The sequence below is a fragment of the Pseudomonas sp. LBUM1645 genome (genome assembly GCF_059716185.1).
On record NZ_CP166811.1, the window covers coordinates 3702865 to 3720071 of the forward strand.

Sequence of the window (17207 nt, forward strand, 5' to 3'; positions counted from 1 at the left end):
TTGAGGTTCACGTTATGCCCGAATTCAACGCCCCGCTGCGCGACATGCGCTTTGTGCTGCATGAAGTGTTCGACGCCCCGGCCCTGTGGGCACGCCTGCCAGCCCTGGCTGACAGTGTCGACGCCGCCACCGCTGACGCCATTCTTGAGGAGGCGGCCAAAGTCACCTCGCACCTGATTGCGCCATTGAATCGCAGCGGCGACGAGGAAGGTGCCCAGTGGGTCGATGGCCAGGTCAGCACGCCAATCGGTTTCAAACAGGCTTATGCCACCTACATCGAAGGCGGCTGGGTGGGCCTTTCCGGTAACGCCGATTTCGGCGGCATGGGCATGCCGAAGATGCTCGCCGTGCAGTTCGAAGAAATGCTCTACGGCGCCAACTCAAGCTTTGCACTCTATTCAGCGTTGAGTTCCGGTGCCTGCCTGGCGCTGGATGCCCACGCCAGCGACACCCTGAAAAACCTCTACCTGCCTCCGATGTACGAAGGCCGCTGGGCCGGTTCCATGTGCCTGACCGAAGCCCACGCTGGCACTGATCTGGGGATTATCCGCACCCGCGCCGAACCTCAGGCCGACGGCAGTTTCAGCATCACCGGCAGCAAGATCTTCATCACTGGTGGCGATCAGGACCTGACCGAAAACATTGTCCATCTGGTGCTGGCGAAACTGCCGGACGCACCGGCGGGACCGAAAGGCATCTCACTGTTCGTCGTGCCCAAAGTGCTGGTCAATGCCGATGGTTCCCTGGGCGATGCCAACGCCGTGAGTTGCGGCTCCATCGAACACAAGATGGGCATCAAGGCCTCGGCCACCTGTGTGATGAACTTCGATGGCGCCAGCGGTTGGCTGGTCGGCGAAGCCAACAAAGGTTTGGCGGCGATGTTCACCATGATGAATTACGAACGCCTGTCCATCGGCATTCAAGGCATTGGCTGCGCCGAAGCGTCCTATCAGAGCGCCGTGGCTTACGCCCGTGAACGTGTGCAGAGCCGCGCGCCGACCGGTGCCATTGCTCCGGACAAAGTGGCCGACCCGATCATCGTCCACCCCGATGTGCGCCGCATGCTGCTGAGCATGAAAGCCATGACCGAGGGCGGCCGCGCGTTTGCCAGTTATGTCGGGCAGCAACTGGACCTGGCGAAGTTTTCCGATGACGCCAAGGAACGCGACAGCGCGCAAACCCTGGTCGCGCTGCTCACTCCGGTGGCCAAGGCGTTTTTCACCGACACCGGCCTTGAAAGCTGCATCAACGGCCAGCAAGTGTTCGGCGGCCATGGCTACATCCGCGAATGGGGCCAGGAACAATTGGTCCGTGACGTGCGCATCGCGCAGATCTACGAAGGCACCAACGGCATTCAGGCCCTGGACTTGCTCGGACGCAAAGTGCTCGCCGACAAAGGCTTCGCGCTGCGCCAGTTCACCGCTGAGATCCGCCATTTCGCCCATCAGCCTGACGCGCCCTACTCCGCTCAACTGTTCGCTGCCGTGCAGCGTCTGGAAGACCTGAGCGACTGGCTACAGGATCAGGCTGCGACCAATCGCAACGAAGTCGGCGCCGCGTCGGTGGAGTATTTGCACCTGTTCGGTTACGTCGCCTACGCCTGGCTTTGGGCGCGCATGGCCCAGGTTGCCAAGCAAAAGCTGCACGAAGACGAAGGGTTTTATGGCGCAAAAATCGCCACCGCCGACTTCTATATCCACCGCTTGCTGCCGCGCATTTTGAGTCTGGAGCAATCCATCCGCGCGGGCAGTGCCTCGTTGTTTGGCCTGAGCGCCGAACAGTTCTAACGATTGAACCGCACGCGGCGCCACGCTCCTATCTTTTCGGCGTTCGCGTTTTTTTATTGATAAGCCCTCGCCCATCTGGCGAGGGCCGCGGGACCTGTCTTTCCATAATAAAAACAAAGGGGCTTCACCATGGACCGCAACACCCGCACCCTCGCTACCCGACTGTTGCTGGCCGGCGGCGTCATCAGCCTCTCGGCCCCCGCCGCCGCTGACTTTGTCAAAGACAGCAAGGTCAGCCTCGAGCTGCGCAACTTCTATTTCAACCGTGACTATCGCCAGGACAACGCCGCCCAATCCAAACAAGAGGAATGGGCCCAGGGTTTCCTGCTGCGCTATGAATCGGGATTCACCGACGGTTTGATCGGTGTCGGCTTCGATGCCATCGGCCTGGTCGGCGTCAAGCTCGATTCCAGCCCTGATCGCGCAGGCTCCGGCCTGCTCAAACGCCATAGCGACACGAGCAAAGGTGCGCAGGACGAGTACGGTGAACTGGGCCTGACCGCCAAAGTCCGTGCCTCGAAAAGTACGCTGAAACTCGGCACGCTGCTGCCGAAACTGCCGACGATACTGGCCAACGATTCACGGCTGTTGCCACAAACCTTCAAGGGCGGTCAGTTGACGTCGCTGGAACTTGAAGGCCTGACGGTGGATGCCGGACGACTGACGCAGGTCAATCAGCGCGACTCCTCGGACTACGAGGACATGGGCATCACCCGCACCGGTGCCAAGGGCATCACCACACGTCATCTCGATAGCGACAGCTTCGATTTCGCCAGCCTGAACTACAAATGGACCAGCAACCTCGCCACTGGCTACAGCTACGGTCACCTCGACAACTTCTACAGCCAGCACTTGGTCAACCTGACCTACGTGTTGCCGGTCACAACCGGCCAGTCGCTGAAGACGGATCTGCGCTTCGCCCGCTCAACGGACGATGGTGGCAGTAATGTCGATAACAACGCGATTGGCGCGATGTTCACCTACAACCTCGGCGGGCATGCGTTGGGCCTGGGTTATCAAGGCATGAGTGGCGACACCGGCTATGCCTACGTCAACGGCACCGATGCCTTCCTGGTGAACTTCGTGCAGATCGGCGACTTCGCCAGCAAAGACGAAAAATCCTGGCAGGCGCGCTACGACTACAACTTTGCAGCCATTGGCGTTCCGGGCCTGACCTTCATGACCCGGTACCTCACCGGCGACAATATTGATCTAGGCGGCAACCGCCCGGAAGGCAAGGAATGGGAACGTGATACCGACATTGGCTATGTGGTGCAGAGCGGGCCGCTGAAGAATGTCGGGGTGAAGTGGCGCAATGCGACAGTTCGTTCGACCAATTTTGGCAGCGATCTGGATGAAAACCGTTTGATAGTCAGCTACACCTTGCCGATCTGGTAAGTAGATCAAGAGATCGCAGCCTGCGGCAGCTCCTACTGGGTACGCATTCCTTCTGTAGGAGCTGCCGAAGGCTGCGATCTTTTGATTCTGCTCTTAGCTCCTCCCTCCCAACACCAAACCGCTTCAGTGGCCAGAGTAGGTTAAGATGCCTGCAAACCAGGCCCGCCGCGAGACGCCCCGCATGACTGATACCACCCCCCGCCTGATCAAGAAGTACCCCAATCGCCGACTGTATGACACCCACACCAGCAGTCATTTGACGCTGGCAGACATACGTCAGTTGGTGGTCGACAAAATTGCCTTTCAGGTGGTCGATGCCAAGAGCGGCGAGGACCTGACGCGCAGCATCCTGCTGCAAGTGATTCTGGAAGCCGAAAGCGGCGGTGAGCCCATCTTCACCACCGAAATGCTGATGGGGATTATCCAGTTCTACGGCCCTTATCAGGGCGTTCTCGGCAGTTACCTGGACAAGAGCATTCAGACCGTAATCGACGTTCAGTCCCAGACCGGCGCGCAGTCGTCCGAAGCCTGGAGCGACTTCATGCATCAACAGGCCCCGGTGATGCAGGACCTGATGCGCCAATATGTCGACCAGTCCAAGGCGTTGTATCTCAATACCCAGAACCTGTTTGGCATGTTTGGCGGTAAACCCGGCACCGAAAACGGGCCGAAAAAAAATGGCGATGGGGAATAAACCCATCGCCATTGGTGCCGCTGATCTAGTGCGACTTACTTGTTACCGCTGGTAGCCTTGGCGCTTGCTTCTGGAGCAGCTTTGGTCGCCGCGGCAGTCGCTGCGTCGAAACTGCTCTGAGCCACTTCGGCAGCCTGTTTTACGGCTTTCTGTGCGCTTTCGAACACAGTACCGGCATTCGCCAGGCTCGACTTGAACGCTGCCACAACAGGCTCGGAGCCGGCTGGTGCATTCTTGCTGATGGCTTCAACGAACTCTTGCACCTGTTGGGTGCCCGCTTCGACCTGACCCGAGGTCAGTTTGGCGATGTCCGACTGAGTACCGACGATCAGCGCTTGAACCTGACGGTTGAACTCGGCCAGACGTTCGCTCTGTGCGCTCGGCTGGGTGAAAGAAGCCTGCAGCTCGGCGAAACCTTGTGGATCACGGACGGCCAGCAGCTTGCGAACGCCTTCGAAGTGCTCTTCGGTGGAGTCACGCAGTGCCTTGAACTGCAACTGGCTGAGCTGTTCAACGCTGGCGAAGACTTTGCCGCTGATTTGCTGCAAAAGATCGAGGTTGGCTTTCTGAGCGGTTTGCAGTTTTTCCGAATTGAAAAAAGACATGCTTGAATCTCCTGGTACTGGAAGGCCCTGATGGACCTGAGGACGCGATAGCGATCCGGCCAGTCATCGCGTTAGCCTTGATATTGCAGTGCACAAAACTATTTGGCAACGTCTATTTTTGTGCGGTGCAAAATAACCTTTGCTAAAGCCCTCCTTATACGCTGTAAACTCCTGCTCATCGAACGGCCAGGCTAGCCCTCTTTAACTAGAGGGTTCAGATGGGCCGGTCCCCATGCACAGCGTCAGGAGATTACGATGGGTCAGGAATTAAATATTGCGCTGCAAGATGAAGAGTTCTCCGAACCCGCCGGTTTGTTCGAACACCTCAATCATCTGCAACGCCTCAATACCCGTAACGTCCTCGACGCCGTGCAGAAGCGCCAGGCAAAAACCTTCGCGCCTTTAAGCCTTGGGCAACTCCGACAGCCAACGCCTGCTGACTGGCAGGAATACTTCACGGACCTCGGCCAACGCAGCGTGTTGTTCTGGGACACCTTGCGTCAGCGCGGCGACAACACCCTGGCCCACGAACGCGCCGGGTATCCGCTGCTGCTCAAGTTCAATCATGAAACGCTGGTCGCCGGTGAAGACCTGCCCCGCCCGGTCAACTATTCGTTGTTGCAAATCCTCGGCGGCCCGGGGCAACAGATCGACGGCAAAAAACAGCCGGTGATCATCATTGACCCACGCGGCGGTCACGGCTCGGGGATCGGCGGTTTCAAACAGGATTCGGTCATCGGCGAGAGCCTGAGAGCCGGCCACCCCACCTACTTCATCTCCTTCAGTCACTCGCCACGCCCTGGGCAAACCCTTGCCGATATCACAGAAGCCCAAGCGAAGTTCATCGAAGTCGTCAGCGCCCGACATCCCGACAGCGCCAAACCTGTGGTGATCGGCAACTGCCAGGCGGGCTGGGCGTTAATGGGCCTCGCGGCCACGCGGCCGGAGCTGCCAGGCCTGATCATTGTCAATGGTGCGCCGTTGTCGTACTGGGCCGGCGTCAATGGCCGCAACCCGATGCGCTATTCCGGCGGTTTGCTGGGTGGTGGCTGGATGGCGCGCCTGGGGAGCGACCTCGGCAATGACCGTTTCGACGGCACCTGGCTGGTGAGCAATTTCGAAAACCTGGACCCGGCCAACACCTTTTGGGGCAAGTACTACCACCTGTTCAGCGAAGTCGACAGCGAGGCCGCACGTTTTCTGGATTTCGAACGCTGGTGGGGCAGCCCGACGCTGCTCAATGGCGAAGAGATCGAGATGATTGTCGACGACCTGTTCATCGGTAATCAGCTGTCCGGCGGTCTCGGTCGCAAGAGCAGCGGGCTTGACCTCAAGCTGATCGAAGTGCCGGTGGTGGTGTTCTGCTCGTATGGTGACAACATCACCCCTCCGCAGCAGGCACTGGACTGGATCTCCGACGTCTATCCAAGCGATCTCGCGTTGCAAAATGCCGGACGCACCATCGTTTACCTGCGACACGCGAGCATCGGTCACTTGGGCATCTTCGTCTCCGGTGAAGTGGCGCGGCGTGAACACCGTGAATTGCTCGGTGCGGTCGATGCTATCAATGCGCTGTCGGCCGGGCTGTATGAAATGCTGATCGAAGACCTGCCGGAGAATTCGGCGACGCCGTATACCGTGCGTTTCGAACGCCGGCGTATCGCCGACATCCATGGCGAAGTTCAGACGCCCCGTGATGACGATCGCGAATTTGCGCTGGTCCAGCGCGCGTCCGATATCAACAACAGTGTGTACGACGAATACATACGCCCGTGGTTGCGCCAGCTGACCAACGAACCGAGCGCCGAAATGCTGCGCCGGGCGCACCCTTTCCATCAGCAGCAAGTGGCCTGGAGCAGTTTGAACCCGGCGCTGTGGTGGCTGGCAGGCAGTGCCGCCCAAGTGAGCAAGGATCGCCACCCCGCCAGCCAGACCAACCCGTTACTGGTCTGGCAGGAACTGTTTTCCAACCAGGTGCAGGACGCCTTGAACGGCTATCGGGATCTGCGCGATGCGGCTCAGGAAATGTGTTTCTACGGCGTGTATGGCGTACTCAACAGCCTCACCGGCAATGCACCCGGGCGAAATCTGCAGGAACATGCCGAGCAGCACGACAAGGTTTTGATCGAGCGCTTGCAGGATGCCCTGCCCCTTGGTGGCCTGATGGAAGCCTTGATACGAATCCTGTTCCTGCTGGGCCGCGACAGCGACGAGCCGGGCAAGGAAAGTGTCGAAAAATTGATCCAGCAACTGCAAGTGTTGCTCCAGGACTACAGTGCCGAGCCGCTTGATTTGCGCGAAACCCTGCGCCTGCAAAAACTGCTGGTCGCTACCCATCCGCAAGAAAGCCTGCACAGCCTGCCCTTGATGCTTGCCGAGGTCGAAGAACGCCAGCAAGTGCTCGCGGCCGTCGCCAATTTGCTGCCGGAACTGCTGACCAGCGGCGCCGACAACCCATTCTGGTGTGAACTGCACACGCTGCTCGACGTGCCGCTGCCGGGTTTCAGTCTGACCCAACCACCGGGTGAAGCCGATGCCATCGAAGAGAAAGTCCCGGCGATAACTCCAGAGCCGATCAAGCAGATCACCCCGGTGGAAATCCCCAAGCCAATCAAACAGAAAACACCGGTGGTCATCCCAGAGCCAATCAAGCAGAAAACCCCGGTGGTCATCCCAGAGCCGATCAAGCAGTCAAAACCCGCAGTGACCCCAACCCTCGTCGCCAAGGTTGCGAGTCCAGTGAGCAAACCTGCCAAAGGCAAGAAAGGCGTGAAAAAACCTCCTGCACCCTGATGAGCAACCTGTGTGGCGAGGGGATTTATCCCCGTTCGGCTGCGAAGCAGTCGTAAAACCATTGTGTGCGGTGTACCTGATACACCGCGGTTTCCGATTTCGGGGCCGCTTCGCAGCCCAACGGGGATAAATCCCCTCGCCACACAGGACCGCGTCAGACCGGCGCGGCTTCCTCGATTTCAAACGATTCATCGGCCCGGTACTGACCGGGTGTCATGCCAAACCAGCGGCTACAGGCTTTGTTGAAACTGCTGTGATCATGAAAACCAAGGAGATAGGCGACATTCTTCATGTTGAAGTGAGAATGGCGCAGGTAAAAATCGGCCAGTTGCCGGCGCACATCGTTCTGCACGTCCTTGAATTGCGTCCCTTCTTTTTCCAGCGCGCGCTGCAACGTCCGCTTGCTAACGTTCAATGCCGCCGCGATCGACTCCATGTCGCATTGCCCATGCCCCTGACTCAAACGCTCGGTAATCAGCGCGCGAATCCTGCCGACGATGCAAAAACCAAACAGCAGGTCCAGTTGAGCCTCGGCAAAACTGTCATGCATCACCGCCAACGCTTCATTGGCCATGTTCAACGGACGCATCAGTTCCTGACCGTCAAACAAAATGCTGTCGTAAGGCGCGTCGAAAAGCAGGTCGCAGCCAAACAGCCGACGATGCTCGGAGGTGTCTTCAGGTTCGGGATAGGTGAATCCCACGCTCAAGGGTTGCGGTGAATTGCCGCCCGCCAGCTTTCGGCAGAAACCCAGCAATGAAGCCAGCGCTGCATCGGTGTACTGGCGAGGTTTGACCGAGCCTTTTTGCTGATGATCAAGGCCGGAAAGTCGGTAATTCTGCTGTTCCGATGTAAAGAAAAGGCTGAATCCGGTGCCGATCAACGGACTGAAACGGACCAGTCGTTCAAGGGCTTTTTTCAGATTCAGGCTGGACATCATGGTGTAGCCGACGATTTGAAAACTGCCGGGGTTGAAACTTCCATAGGCCTTCAAGCCGATGTCTGGATCACCCGAGGCCTGAGCGGCCAGATCCCATAGTCGATAGATAGCCCTGCGCTCGCAAAACGCTCCTGGTTTGTCCGCGAGCTTCATGTCTAGTTCAGCCTCCTGACACAGACTGGCAACATCCAGTCCTTGAGCCAAGAGCGTATTTACCAGCACGCTGGCATAGCCTGAACTCATTCTATACATGGCGTCCTCAATGACCCTTGGAGCCGAACGTCCTGTCCGGAGCCATGACTGATCTGCGATGAATCAAAGACTAACGGGTGGTTCAGTTGCCAATATTGATCCCAGTATAGGTAACTCTCACTTTTAGCCACTTTTTCAGACCATTCGTCGCCCTGTAGCAGCTGCCTTGTGGCGAGGGGATAAATCCCCTCACCACAGCCTCGCAGGCTCGGCAGCTGCTACAAAACCGTTTCGAGGCGACGACAGAAAGTTCAGTTTCATTTCATGCATGGCACCGATGGACACCAGTCCGTCACCTCTCAACACTTCCGCACGCCCCGCCAATACCGAACAATCCCCCATCTTGCAGCGCAAAATACAAAAAGGAAGAGAGCATATGAAGTCGCTTGGTCGTATTGCGTTGGTCACGGGTGGTATGGGTGGGATTGGCACTGCGATTAGCCAACGCCTGTACAAGGAAGGATTCAAGGTCATCGTGGGCTGCAGCTCTGATTCCGCCCGCAAGAAAGAATGGATGGCGAGCCAACTGGAGGCGGGTTATCAATTCGAATGCATCTATGGCGACATCACAGATTGGGAATCAACGCGCAAAGCGTTCGAGATGGCACGAGAGGAATTCGGCCCGATCGATGTCTTGGTCAACAACGCCGGCATCACGCGTGATGCTTCCTTTCGCAAACTGACGCCCGAAGACTGGAACGCGGTCATCGGCACCAACCTGAGCGGCCTGTTCAACACCACCAAACAGGTGATTGAAGGAATGTTGGCCAAGGGCTGGGGTCGGGTCATCAACATCTCCTCGATCAACGGTCAACGCGGCCAGTTTGGCCAGACCAACTACAGCGCGGCCAAAGCCGGCATCCATGGCTTCACCATGGCGCTGGCCCGGGAAGTGTCCGGCAAGGGCGTGACCGTCAACACCGTTTCCCCAGGTTACATCCAGACCAGCATGACCGCGGCCATTCGCCAGGACATTCTCGACACCATGATCGCGGCCACACCGGTCGGGCGTCTCGGCCAACCTGAAGAAATCGCCTCCATCGTGGCCTGGCTGGCTTCCGATGAATCAGCCTATAGCACCGGGGCCGACTTCTCGGTCAACGGCGGCATGAACATGCAATAGACCTGTCAGGGCATGGATGCCCTGCTTTCGCTCGACAAAATCTTAATGAGGTCACGCATGAACGAAGTCGTAATCGTTGCCGCTACTCGTACCGCCATTGGCAGTTTTCAAGGTGCCTTGTCCGCGATTCCAGCCACCGAGCTGGGCGCGGCGGTCATTCGCCGTTTGCTGGAAGAGACCGGTCTGGACGGCTCGCAGATCGATGAAGTGATCCTCGGTCAGGTGCTCACCGCGGGCTCGGGGCAAAACCCGGCACGCCAGACGGCAATCAAGGCCGGCCTGCCCCATACCACCCCTGCCCTGACTCTGAACAAGGTCTGCGGCTCAGGCCTCAAGGCTGTCCAGCTGGCGGTCCAGGCCATCCGTTGCGGCGACGCCGAACTCATCATTGCCGGCGGTCAGGAAAACATGAGCCTGGCGCCGTATGTGTTGCCCAAGGCCCGCACCGGTTTGCGTCTGGGTCATGCACAACTGCAAGACAGCGTGATTCAGGACGGTTTGTGGGACGCCTTCAACGACTACCACATGGGCATCACCGCCGAGAATCTGGCGAGTAAGTACGAACTGAGTCGCGAAGACCAGGACGCTTTCGCCGCGGCCTCGCAACAGAAAGCCGCTGCGGCCATCGAAGCGGGTTACTTCAAGCGTGAAATCACCCCGATCCTGATCCCTCAGCGCAAGGGTGAGCCGCTGGTCTTCGACACCGATGAACAGCCGCGTCCAGACAGCACGCTGCAAGCGCTGGGCAACCTCAAACCTGCGTTCCAGAAAAACGGCAGTGTGACCGCCGGTAACTCGTCGACCCTCAACGACGGCGCCGCCGTGCTGTTGCTGGCCAGCGCCGCCAAGGCCCTGGCCCTCGGTTTGCCGATTCTGGCACGCATCAAGGCTTACGCCAGCGCTGGCGTGGACCCGGCGATCATGGGCATCGGCCCGGTGCCTGCCACCCGTTTGGCATTGACCAAAGCCGGCTGGAGCCTGGACGACCTCGACCTGATCGAAGCCAATGAAGCATTCGCAGCGCAATCACTGGCAGTCGGCAAGGAACTGGGTTGGGACACCAGCAAAGTCAACGTCAACGGCGGCGCGATTGCCCTGGGTCATCCGATCGGTGCATCGGGTGCGCGGATTCTGGTGTCGCTGTTGCACGAGCTGATTCGTCGCGATGGCAAAAAAGGTTTGGCTACGTTGTGCATCGGTGGCGGCCAAGGCGTCAGCCTGGTCATCGAGCGCTAGAAACACAGGAGTGTTTGCTTAAGTTGCTGACGCGGCGCCGAAGTCCGGCGCCGCGGTTTTTTTTCTGCCCGGTTTACGTAAGTGGGCAAGGAGTTCCATGGACAATAACGCGCATACCTTCAACACCTTCTGGTCAGGCCAGGTTCCGTTCATTGCCTCCTTTGCAGTGCAACAATTACGACTCTGGGTCAGTAGCAATCCGTGGTTTACCGGCCAGGAATACAACGAGTGGTTTGACCTGCCGCGCGGCACCCTGGACAGCCTTCAATCGGATTACCAGCAGCAATGGGGCGAACTCGGCCAGCAACTGCTGACCGGTCAGCCATTCAGCTTCGACGATCGACGTTTTGCCAGCGGCAACTGGAGCCAGCCACTGTTCGGCTCGCTCGCAGCGTTTTACCTGCTCAACGCAGGGTTTCTGCTGAAATTGCTGGACAAGTTGGCGATCCCGGACAAAAAGCCTCGCCAGCGCCTGCTCTATCTGGTGGAACAAGCCATCGCCGCCGGGGCGCCCAGCAACTTTCTGGCCAGTAACCCCGATGCGCTGCAACGTGTCGTCGATACCCAGGGAAGCAGCCTCCTCACCGGCCTTTTGCATCTGGCCAGCGACCTGCAAGAAGGCAAGATGCGCCAGTGCGACGCCGGTGCATTCAAAGTAGGTGTCGACCTCGCCAACACTCCCGGCGAAGTGGTGTTCGAGAACGAACTCTTCCAGCTCATCCAGTATTACCCGCAAAGCGAAACCCAGTACCGGCGCCCGGTGTTTGTCGTGCCGCCGTCAATCAACAAGTACTACATTCTCGACCTGCGCCCGGACAACTCGATGGTTGCCCATCTGTTGAAACAAGGGCACCCGGTGTTTCTGATGTCGTGGCGCAACTTCGACCAGGCACACGCTGGCACCACCTGGGATGACCTGATCGAAACCGGCATCATCAAAGGCCTGCAAGTCACCCGTGAAATCAGCGGCGACCAACGGCCCAATTGCGTCGGTTTCTGCATCGGCGGCACCTTGTTGAGTTCGGCGCTGGCCGTCCTGGCGGCGCGCGGCGATCGCGAGATTGGCAGCGTGAGCCTGTTGACCACCTTCCTCGACTACCTCGATACCGGCCCCATCGACATCTTCGTCGACGAACAATTGGTGGCCTACCGCGAGCGCACCATCGGCGGCAAGGATGGCCCCATCGGCCTGTTCAAGGGCGAGGACATGGGCAATACCTTCTCGCTGCTGCGCCCCAATGACTTGTGGTGGAACTACAACGTCGACAAATACCTCAAGGGCCAGAAACCGATCCCCCTCGACCTGCTGTTCTGGAACAACGACAGCACCAACCTCCCGGGCCCGATGTACTGCTGGTATCTGCGCCACACCTATCTGCAGAACGACCTGAAATCCGGTGATCTGGATTGTTGCGGGGTCAAGCTGGACCTGCGCGCCATCGATGCTCCGGCATACATCCTCGCCACCCATGACGATCACATCGTGCCGTGGAGAAGCGCTTACGCCAGCACCGAGTTGCTCTCGGGGACCAAGCGTTTTGTACTGGGCGCTTCGGGGCATATCGCCGGGGTGATCAACCCGCCGGCCAAGGAAAAACGCCACTACTGGACCAACAACCGGGTCACCAAAAACCCGGAAACCTGGTTCAAGAACGCCCAGCAACATTCCGGTAGCTGGTGGAATGACTGGTTCGTCTGGCTGGCTGAACAGTCTGGCGAACGCCAGCCCTCGGTGCTGCATACCGGTAACGCGCAATACCCGGCGATTGAGTCGGCACCTGGGCGTTATGTGATGCAGTGACCGCGTCTGCCTTGTGGCGAGGGAGCTTGCTCCCGCTTGAGTGCGCAGCACTCACAAAAATCGGTATGGATATCAGATTTTCGGGGCCGCTACGCAGCCCAGCGGGAGCAAGCTCCCTCGCCACAGGTTTTCGCTGGCTCAAGACGATTTGAAGTGAATCAGAAAATGGCGGAAGGCAGCCGGAGTCGAACCTGCCCGGGAACGGATGCCGTCCCCAACCGGGTTTGAAGCCCGGCCGCGCCACCGGGCGCGATTGCCTTCCTTGAAGTCAGTGGTCGGTGTGTTGGGCCAAGGCATTGTCGGGGCGGATATGGCGCTTGTCGCCAAACCGTCGCGTCAGGCCGATCCGGTCGAAGTATTCGAGAATCTGGATGCTGCGCTTGCGACCCAGGCCCACTGCATCACGAAACGCCGTGACCTGAATCACCGGGTTTTGCGCGGCCAGTTGCACAAGCATAGCCGCCAATCGGCGGATCATCGTGTCGGTGTAGAACAGGTCACGGACGACTTGATGCACCAATCCCAACCTCGCCATTTTGCACAGCAGCAAGCGCACGGCCGCCTCGTCATGGTCAAGGTCGCGCACCCACGGCGGATCAAAACCAGCCTGTTCGAACAACGGTTGCAAGTGTTGCCACAGGGCTTCGTCGTCTTCGCTCAAACGTACCTGATGATCGGGCAAATGCAGCCATGGCCCGCTGGCGGCAATGGCCCCGCTGGAGAGTAATTCGTCGAGCAGACTGATGAACGTCGGACGCTCCAGCGCTGTGCCGGTGAACCGTCGCAGGCGATCCCGGTCTGGGCCCATTTGATCTGGTTCCAGTTGATGAAAGCGTGCGAGGTGTTCCAGCAATGGTGCTTTTTGCGCTTCCCAGCGGGCCGCACTGAACAGCAACGGACCTTGGCGGGTGTCAATCAGGCGCACGTCATCAGGCAAAACCCACGTGTTGCGGGGGCGGTTGAACTGACGCTCCAGACGCTGCGGATCGAGCCCGGTGTCGCTGTTGGCCAATAACGCCGGCAGACTGTCTTCCAACTGATTGCATGTGGCGAGGGCGTGTAGCTGCGCCAGCCGTTCGGGGCTTCTGCGTTGTCGGGTCGGCGCAAACGGGTCGAGCACCCGGGCGCCGCCAAGGGTGCGTTGGGCGCTCTGGTCACGCAGAATCATCGGATCGCCCTTGACGGCTTGCACCGGCGCATTCAGCAGCAGTTGCGCAAACATCCGTTCACCCGGCGCCAGGCGGGCACCTTCCAGCAACGCCACCCGCCCGGTCACATCCTGAGTCCCCACGTGAACGTGCACGGGTTGAAAGTGCTCGAAGGCCTTGGGTTCGCTGGCTAACAATTGCAGGTCGACATCCACTCGCTGGGTCGGCGCGTACAGCCACTCGGCAAGCAGCCAGTGGCCGCGATGAATCTGCTCCAGGGCCAAGCGTTCGGCACTCAGGTTCAACGCGACTCGCTGTCCGGCCATTGCGACCTCGGCGGCCCGATTCTGCGCATGCAGGCCGCGCACACGCACGGGTCTGCCCTGCGGGCCGAGCATCAGCGTATCGCCCACCGCCACCACGCCAGACAACGCAGTGCCGGTCACCACGATTCCGACGCCGGCCACGCTGAAGGCACGATCAATCGCCAGGCGAAAACCGCCGATGGTGCTGCGTTGAAAGACTTCACGCTGCGCCTCAAGCAAGGCTTGTCGCAGGGTCTCGATGCCCTCCCCGGTCACACTCGACAACGCAATCAGTGGTGCGGTTGCATAAGGTCCCGGCGCCAGTAATGTCTGGATCTGTTCGCGAACGGCCTGCACTCTGGACGGTTCGACCCGGTCGCATTTGCTGATCGCCACCAGTGCCCGAGGGATCCCCAGCAGTTCAACGATGGCCAGGTGTTCGCGTGTCTGCGGCATGACGCCGTCGTCGGCCGCGACCACCAGCAACACCAGATCAATGCCCTGAGCCCCCGCCAGCATGTTGTGGGTGAAGCGCTCATGACCGGGCACATCGATAAAACCGGTCAGGGGCGCTTGCGGTTCCAGCGCCGCGTACAGGTAGCCGAGGTCGATGGTCATGCCGCGTTCACGTTCTTCCCGGCGACGGTCGCCGACCTGGCCGGTCAGGGCCTGGAGCAAGGCTGTCTTGCCGTGGTCGATGTGCCCTGCGGTGCCGACGATCACTCTGCGGCTCCTGCAATTTGATCGAGTTGCGCCAGCCACGCTGGCTCATCGTCCAGTTGCCGCAGATCCAGCCACAGCGCATCGTCATCAATGCGCCCGAGCACCGGAATCGGCAACGCTCGCAGGGCCGCCTCCAAACCATGCAGCTGCCGTCCGCGAAGACGTTTGGACGCGTTCGGTCGCAGGCAAAAAGCCGCACTCGGCAAGCGCGCCACCGGTTGGCTGCCGCTGCCGATCATGCTCAGTGTCGGTACTGCGCTGACGCTCCAGCCGTCGCCCAAGACTTTGGCCAGCGAGGGTTGCAGGCGCTCAGCCTGGGCGAGGATGTCCGCCTGGGGTCGGGTCAGCAGGCGCAAACTCGGCAGCCGCTCGGCCAGTCGATCAGGATCGCGGTACAGGCCCAACACCGCTTCGAGGGCGGCCAAGGTCAGTTTGTCGACCCGCAAGGCGCGCTTGAGTGGATTCTTCTTGATCTTCGCGATCAGGTCTTTGCGGCCGACGATCAATCCGGCCTGGGGGCCACCCAGTAACTTGTCGCCGCTGAAGGTGACGATGTCCGCGCCATCGATCAGCGCCTGGCGCACCGTCGGCTCGGCGGGCAAGCCCCAGCGCGTCAGGTCCAGCAGGCTGCCGCTGCCGAGGTCTTCCAGCAACGGCAAGCCGTGTTTATGCGCGAGTTGCGCCAACTCGGCGGTCGGCACCCGCGCGGTGAAGCCTTCGATGTTGTAGTTGCTCGCATGGACGCGCATCACCAAACCGCTACGGGGGCCGATGGCCGCCTCGTAATCCCTGGCATGGGTGCGATTGGTGGTGCCGACTTCGTGAAGCCTGACCCCGGCTCTCGCCATGATGTCGGGAATGCGGAAGGCGCCACCGATTTCGATCAGTTCGCCCCGGGAAATGATGCCTTCCTTGCGCGCGCCCAGACTGTTGAGCGTCAGCAATACAGCTGCGGCGTTGTTGTTGACCACCGTCACCGCCTCGGCGCCGGTCAGCTCGCAGATCAGACCTTCGATCAGGTCATCACGGTCTCCGCGCTTGCCGCTGCGCAGGTCGAATTCCAGATTGAGTGGGTAACGTGCCGCGAGTTGCACGGCGTCGATGGCTTCCTCCGGCAACAACGCTCGCCCCAGATTGGTGTGCAGCACCGTGCCGGTGAGGTTGAATACCCGGCGCACGTTGCTGCGATGCTGGGTGGCCAAGCGTTCACCCGCCCTGCCCGCCAACACTTCAGGCGTGATCTCAATGGCGTTGAGTTGCCCTGAAAGCACCGGTTCACGCAAGTCATCGAGCAATTGCCGCAGATTCGCCAGCAATGCGTCACGCCCATAACGCTCGGCCAGCGGTTGGCAAGCGGGATGGCGCAACAGACTGTCGATGGAAGGCAGCCGCAGGGTTTGGCTGGCGGATCTGGAGGACATTCAGGCGCTCCTGATTACGAATGACCGTAGCGCCTGAGTGTAGCCGCTGGGCTCAATCGCCTCCGGGTGCCAGCAGAAGATTAGGCGCCGGACGCAGGTAACCTTCCTGTTCCAGACGCATGTCCAGCAGCAGACTAGTCAGGTCCGTCGAGAGCGCTTCGGCCTCGGCGTCGTTTTCCAGGTAAAGCAGTTTCAAGTAGCTATGGCAGCCAGGACAGACCTCCGCGCGTAACGGTGCCTGATTGGCGGCGTAGCGGTCGTCATCGAGGCTGACATATTCAAGGCCTTTGCTTTGCTCGCAATACACGCATTTGACCCGCACCACATGCCATTCGCAGGCACACAGCGAGCACACCAGATACCGCAAGCCGTTGTACTTGCCGCGGTGGCGAATCACCCCGGCCATGGCCGGCGAACCGCAGGCCGGGCATTGACTGAGACTGTCGCCGGGTTTCAGCGCAAGGTCCGCTGTACTCAGCAACCAATGACTCCAGGCCACCTGCAACGCTGCGCCGAGAAACGGCACCACGGCGGCGGGCAGCATGGTGAACTGGCCGCTGACCAGCGCAATCGCCCAGGCCTTGAGTTGCCCGACGCTGGCGCTGCGCAAGGTCGCCACGGCTTTTTCCACGGCAGGTTGCGGCGGTGGTTGGTAACGCTGTAACAGAGTTTCGAGGTACGGCAGCCAATGGTCCTCGCGCACCAGACTGTCGGCGGCGAACGGCGGCAAACCGTGTTGCTGGCACACGCGCAGGCGTTCGGGATCGGGCATGGCGGCCACGGGTGGATCGTCCATCAGACCCTGCTGCACGTGGCACAGTCCGGTCACCAGCCGCAGGTAATCGGCCAGTGGATGCCCGTCGACCAGACGCTCCAGGCGCAAGGCGCGCAAGGTGAACAGGGTTTTCGGAGGCAGGTGCAGAAACGGCGGTGAACTCGCCGCCGCTTCGATCTCGCCAGGCTCAAGAATCGTCGCCAAGG

12 protein-coding genes and 1 tRNA gene are annotated in these 17207 nt (G+C 59.9%); 7 read left to right on the top strand and 6 right to left on the bottom strand.

The window, feature by feature from the left end; all coding sequences use genetic code 11:
- The first annotated feature begins 14 nt into the window (after positions 1-14).
- The 3 genes from ACA079_RS16565 to phaR all read left to right on the top strand — a co-directional run bounded on the left by ACA079_RS16565 (position 15) and on the right by phaR (position 3879).
- Positions 15-1787: an acyl-CoA dehydrogenase C-terminal domain-containing protein gene (locus ACA079_RS16565; RefSeq protein WP_497700096.1), complete on the top strand. Its 1773-nt coding sequence runs from the start codon at positions 15-17 to the stop codon at positions 1785-1787.
- A 129-nt stretch (positions 1788-1916) separates the two neighbouring features.
- On the top strand, positions 1917-3185 hold the full coding sequence (locus ACA079_RS16570) for an OprD family porin (RefSeq protein WP_497700097.1): 1269 nt from the start codon (positions 1917-1919) through the stop codon (positions 3183-3185).
- 145 nt (positions 3186-3330) lie between these two features.
- On the top strand, positions 3331-3879 hold the full coding sequence (gene phaR / locus ACA079_RS16575; RefSeq protein ID WP_497700098.1) for a polyhydroxyalkanoate synthesis repressor PhaR: 549 nt from the start codon (positions 3331-3333) through the stop codon (positions 3877-3879).
- A 35-nt stretch (positions 3880-3914) separates the two neighbouring features.
- Here phaR and phaP read toward each other — a convergent pair whose 3' ends face one another.
- The gene (phaP, locus tag ACA079_RS16580; RefSeq protein ID WP_497700099.1) at positions 3915-4484 is read right to left on the bottom strand and encodes a TIGR01841 family phasin; all 570 of its coding nucleotides are present in this window, start codon (positions 4482-4484) and stop codon (positions 3915-3917) included.
- A 255-nt stretch (positions 4485-4739) separates the two neighbouring features.
- Between phaP and ACA079_RS16585 the strand changes: the two genes are divergently transcribed.
- Positions 4740-7277 carry a DUF3141 domain-containing protein gene (locus tag ACA079_RS16585; RefSeq protein ID WP_497700100.1) on the top strand — a complete coding sequence of 846 codons (2538 nt, stop codon included), beginning with the start codon at positions 4740-4742 and terminating at the stop codon, positions 7275-7277.
- A gap of 154 nt (positions 7278-7431) precedes the next feature.
- Here ACA079_RS16585 and ACA079_RS16590 read toward each other — a convergent pair whose 3' ends face one another.
- Entirely contained in the window at positions 7432-8469 is a 1038-nt protein-coding gene (locus ACA079_RS16590; protein ID WP_497700101.1) for an AraC family transcriptional regulator, read from the bottom strand.
- A gap of 376 nt (positions 8470-8845) precedes the next feature.
- Between ACA079_RS16590 and phbB the strand changes: the two genes are divergently transcribed.
- From phbB to phaC, 3 genes are all read left to right on the top strand, one after another.
- Positions 8846-9592: an acetoacetyl-CoA reductase gene (gene phbB / locus ACA079_RS16595; RefSeq protein WP_497700102.1), complete on the top strand. Its 747-nt coding sequence runs from the start codon at positions 8846-8848 to the stop codon at positions 9590-9592.
- A 57-nt stretch (positions 9593-9649) separates the two neighbouring features.
- Positions 9650-10828, top strand: a complete 1179-nt coding sequence (locus ACA079_RS16600) for an acetyl-CoA C-acetyltransferase (protein WP_497700103.1) — start codon at positions 9650-9652, stop codon at positions 10826-10828.
- A gap of 97 nt (positions 10829-10925) precedes the next feature.
- Positions 10926-12629, top strand: coding sequence for a class I poly(R)-hydroxyalkanoic acid synthase (gene phaC, locus ACA079_RS16605; RefSeq protein WP_497700104.1), 1704 nt, complete (start codon positions 10926-10928; stop codon positions 12627-12629).
- Positions 12630-12795: 166 nt separating this feature from the next.
- Here the strand turns inward: phaC and ACA079_RS16610 are convergent.
- From ACA079_RS16610 to fdhE, 4 genes are all read right to left on the bottom strand, one after another.
- Positions 12796-12891: transfer RNA gene (locus ACA079_RS16610), tRNA-Sec, on the bottom strand.
- Between the two features lie 6 nt (positions 12892-12897).
- The gene (selB, locus tag ACA079_RS16615) at positions 12898-14805 is read right to left on the bottom strand and encodes a selenocysteine-specific translation elongation factor (RefSeq protein WP_497700105.1); all 1908 of its coding nucleotides are present in this window, start codon (positions 14803-14805) and stop codon (positions 12898-12900) included.
- A complete protein-coding gene (gene selA / locus ACA079_RS16620) occupies positions 14802-16226 on the bottom strand; it encodes an L-seryl-tRNA(Sec) selenium transferase (RefSeq protein WP_497700106.1) in 1425 nt (474 codons plus the stop codon). Before selA ends, selB begins: the two co-directional genes overlap by 4 nt.
- Before the next feature lie 52 nt (positions 16227-16278).
- The gene (fdhE, locus tag ACA079_RS16625) at positions 16279-17205 is read right to left on the bottom strand and encodes a formate dehydrogenase accessory protein FdhE (RefSeq protein WP_497700107.1); all 927 of its coding nucleotides are present in this window, start codon (positions 17203-17205) and stop codon (positions 16279-16281) included.
- Positions 17206-17207: the final 2 nt, after the last annotated feature.

Excerpts from the sequence above, each read along its gene's own strand:
- ACA079_RS16600 (WP_497700103.1), top strand. The coding sequence starts at position 9,650 with ATGAACGAAGTCGTAATCGTTGCCGCTACTCGTACCGCCATTGGCAGT.
- ACA079_RS16570 (WP_497700097.1), top strand. The coding sequence starts at position 1,917 with ATGGACCGCAACACCCGCACCCTCGCTACCCGACTGTTGCTGGCCGGC.
- selA (WP_497700106.1), bottom strand. The coding sequence starts at position 16,226 with ATGTCCTCCAGATCCGCCAGCCAAACCCTGCGGCTGCCTTCCATCGAC.
- ACA079_RS16585 (WP_497700100.1), top strand. The coding sequence starts at position 4,740 with ATGGGTCAGGAATTAAATATTGCGCTGCAAGATGAAGAGTTCTCCGAA.
- ACA079_RS16565 (WP_497700096.1), top strand. The coding sequence starts at position 15 with ATGCCCGAATTCAACGCCCCGCTGCGCGACATGCGCTTTGTGCTGCAT.
- phaR (WP_497700098.1), top strand. The coding sequence starts at position 3,331 with ATGCCTGCAAACCAGGCCCGCCGCGAGACGCCCCGCATGACTGATACC.
- phbB (WP_497700102.1), top strand. The coding sequence starts at position 8,846 with ATGAAGTCGCTTGGTCGTATTGCGTTGGTCACGGGTGGTATGGGTGGG.
- phaC (WP_497700104.1), top strand. The coding sequence starts at position 10,926 with ATGGACAATAACGCGCATACCTTCAACACCTTCTGGTCAGGCCAGGTT.
- ACA079_RS16590 (WP_497700101.1), bottom strand. The coding sequence starts at position 8,469 with ATGTATAGAATGAGTTCAGGCTATGCCAGCGTGCTGGTAAATACGCTC.
- phaP (WP_497700099.1), bottom strand. The coding sequence starts at position 4,484 with ATGTCTTTTTTCAATTCGGAAAAACTGCAAACCGCTCAGAAAGCCAAC.